2 rRNA genes are annotated in these 3,269 nt (G+C 49.8%); both read right to left on the bottom strand.

The features are described from left to right. Positions 1–116: ribosomal RNA gene (gene rrf / locus ACI3E5_RS17480) — 5S ribosomal RNA — on the bottom strand. 81 nt (positions 117–197) lie between these two features. Then, positions 198–3,112 (bottom strand): 23S ribosomal RNA (locus ACI3E5_RS17475). Positions 3,113–3,269: the final 157 nt, after the last annotated feature.

Genomic DNA, 3,269 nt, shown 5'->3' with positions numbered 1-3,269 from the left:
GCGTGGCGACGTCCTACTCTCACAAAGGGAAACCCTTCACTACAATCGGCGCTAAGAAGCTTAACTTCTGTGTTCGGCATGGTTACAGGTGTATCCTTCTTGCTATCGCCACCACACTATTCAATTGAGTAAGTTTTGCTCACTCAAAACTGGATCGAAGAAATCAAAACTCTACGAGTTTACGTGCTTTTTTCTTTTTGGTTAAGTCCTCGATCGATTAGTATCAGTCCGCTCCAACCATCACTGGCCTTCCACTTCTGACCTATCTACCTGATCATCTCTCAGGGATCTTACTTTCTTAAAGAAATGGGAAATCTCATCTTGAGGTGGGCTTCACACTTAGATGCTTTCAGCGTTTATCCCTTCCCTACATAGCTACCCAGCGATGCCTCTGGCGAGACAACTGGTACACCAGCGGTAAGTCCATCCCGGTCCTCTCGTACTAAGGACAGCTCCTCTCAAATTTCCAACGCCCGCGACGGATAGGGACCGAACTGTCTCACGACGTTCTGAACCCAGCTCGCGTGCCGCTTTAATGGGCGAACAGCCCAACCCTTGGGACCGACTACAGCCCCAGGATGCGACGAGCCGACATCGAGGTGCCAAACCTCCCCGTCGATGTGGACTCTTGGGGGAGATAAGCCTGTTATCCCCAGGGTAGCTTTTATCCGTTGAGCGATGGCCCTTCCATGCGGAACCACCGGATCACTAAGCCCGACTTTCGTCCCTGCTCGAGTTGTAGCTCTCGCAGTCAAGCTCCCTTCTGCCTTTACACTCTTCGAATGATTTCCAACCATTCTGAGGGAACCTTTGGGCGCCTCCGTTACCTTTTAGGAGGCGACCGCCCCAGTCAAACTGCCCATCTGACACTGTCTCCCAGCCCGATAAGGGCTGCGGGTTAGAGTGGCCATAACGCAAGGGTAGTATCCCACCATTGCCTCCATCGAAACTGGCGTCCCGATCTCTACGGCTCCTACCTATCCTGTACATGCGGTACAGACACTCAATATCAAACTACAGTAAAGCTCCATGGGGTCTTTCCGTCCTGTCGCGGGTAACCTGCATCTTCACAGGTACTAAAATTTCACCGAGTCTCTCGTTGAGACAGTGCCCAAATCGTTACGCCTTTCGTGCGGGTCGGAACTTACCCGACAAGGAATTTCGCTACCTTAGGACCGTTATAGTTACGGCCGCCGTTTACTGGGGCTTCAATTCGTACCTTCGCTTACGCTAAGCACTCCTCTTAACCTTCCAGCACCGGGCAGGCGTCAGCCCCTATACGTCATCTTTCGATTTTGCAGAGACCTGTGTTTTTGATAAACAGTCGCTTGGGCCTATTCACTGCGGCTGCTCGTTAGAGCAGCACCCCTTCTCCCGAAGTTACGGGGTCATTTTGCCGAGTTCCTTAACGAGAGTTCTCTCGCTCACCTTAGGATTCTCTCCTCGACTACCTGTGTCGGTTTGCGGTACGGGCCGTTGTTTTCTCACTAGAAGCTTTTCTTGGCAGTGTGACATCAGAAGCTTCGGTACTATTATTTCCCTCCTCATCACAGCTTGTCCGTATAGGTAGAAGCATTTGACTCCTACCAAGACTTACTGCTTGAACAGACATATCCATCAGTCTGCACTTCTTAGCCTCCTGCGTCCCTCCATTGCTCAAACAAAAACAACGGGTACAGGAATATCAACCTGTTGTCCATCGCCTACGCCTGTCGGCCTCGGCTTAGGTCCCGACTAACCCTGGGCGGACGAGCCTTCCCCAGGAAACCTTAGTCATTCGGTGGACAGGATTCTCACCTGTCTTTCGCTACTCATACCGGCATTCTCACTTCTAAGCGCTCCAGCAGTCCTCACGATCTGCCTTCAACGCCCTTAGAACGCTCTCCTACCAATGCACCTCATGGTGCACTCCACAGCTTCGGTAAACTATTTAGCCCCGGTACATTTTCGGCGCAGGGTCACTCGACTAGTGAGCTATTACGCACTCTTTAAATGGTGGCTGCTTCTAAGCCAACATCCTAGTTGTCTGTGCAACCCCACATCCTTTTCCACTTAATAGTTATTTGGGGACCTTAGCTGGTGGTCTGGGCTGTTTCCCTTTCGACTATGGATCTTATCACTCACAGTCTGACTCCCGGATATGAATGAATGGCATTCGGAGTTTATCTGAATTCGGTAACCCGAGATGGGCCCCTAGTCCAAACAGTGCTCTACCTCCATCATTCTCAATTCCGAGGCTAGCCCTAAAGCTATTTCGGAGAGAACCAGCTATCTCCAAGTTCGTTTGGAATTTCTCCGCTACCCACACCTCATCCCCGCACTTTTCAACGTACGTGGGTTCGGTCCTCCAGTGCGTTTTACCGCACCTTCAACCTGGACATGGGTAGATCACATGGTTTCGGGTCTACGACAACATACTCATTCGCCCTATTCAGACTCGCTTTCGCTACGGCTCCGTCTCTTCAACTTAACCTCGCATGCTATCGTAACTCGCCGGTTCATTCTACAAAAGGCACGCTATCACCCATTAACGGGCTCTAACTTGTTGTAGGCACACGGTTTCAGGATCTATTTCACTCCCCTTCCGGGGTGCTTTTCACCTTTCCCTCACGGTACTGGTTCACTATCGGTCACTAGGGAGTATTTAGCCTTGGGAGATGGTCCTCCCGGATTCCGACGGAATTCCTCGTGTTCCGCCGTACTCAGGATCCTCCTAGGTGTTATCCAAATTTCGCCTACGGGGTTTTTACCCTCTTTGACATACTTTTCCAAGTATTTCGACTATCTGAATAGACTACCATATCGGAGTCCTACAACCCCAACAAGCAAGCTTGTTGGTTTGGGCTTTTCCCGTTTCGCTCGCCGCTACTCAGGGAATCGAATTTTCTTTCTCTTCCTGCAGGTACTTAGATGTTTCAGTTCTCTGCGTCTACCTCGACTGCGCTATGTATTCACGCAGACGTAACATCCTATAAAAGATGCTGGGTTCCCCCATTCGGAAATCTCTGGATCATAGCTTACTTACAGCTCCCCAAAGCATATCGGTGTTAGTCCCGTCCTTCATCGGCTCCTAGTGCCAAGGCATCCACCGTGCGCCCTTATTCACTTAACCTTTGACCTTACGGTCGGTTTTGAGTACTTCTTCTAGCGATAGAAGGTTGCTCAAGAAAATAAGCGTTGAACTTATTAAAAAACTCTTTTAACATTTCAACTCGGTGTGTGTTACTTGTTTTGATTATTTCTTCGATATCCAGTTTTCAATGAACAAA

Origin of the sequence: Candidatus Enterococcus avicola, assembly GCF_047470845.1 — a bacterium.
GTDB classification, from domain to species: domain Bacteria; phylum Bacillota; class Bacilli; order Lactobacillales; family Enterococcaceae; genus Enterococcus_D; species Enterococcus_D casseliflavus.
This window is presented reverse-complemented; position numbering and strand designations above follow the sequence as displayed.